Source organism: Acinetobacter sp. 5862, from assembly GCF_024494585.1.
GTDB lineage: Bacteria > Pseudomonadota > Gammaproteobacteria > Pseudomonadales > Moraxellaceae > Acinetobacter.
Genome location: NZ_JANHGP010000135.1, coordinates 1 through 207 on the forward strand (window position 1 = coordinate 1; position 207 = coordinate 207).

Below are 207 nucleotides of genomic sequence, written 5' to 3' on the forward strand. Positions count from 1 at the left end.
GTAGGTTTGATTTCGCCCTTGTTTGCCTTTTGATGGAGCATACCATTGCGTAGCAGGATCAAACCAAATGGCAATATTTCCGCGACTTATGAGTGCTCGGTTATATGCGGGCCAATTGGTTGTGCGGTAGATTTTGTGTGTAGGCTTCTTCATTTGAAAATTATATCGCTGAAAAAGCCTTTACAGATAGGTTTGTGCAACAAAGCC

Annotated in this window: 1 pseudogene; it reads right to left on the bottom strand. The window is 42.5% G+C overall.

Going from position 1 to position 207, the window contains the following annotated elements:
- Positions 1-153: pseudogene (locus NO346_RS14830) on the bottom strand (IS5/IS1182 family transposase); the annotation flags it as partial.
- Between the last annotated feature and the right edge of the window lie 54 nt (positions 154-207).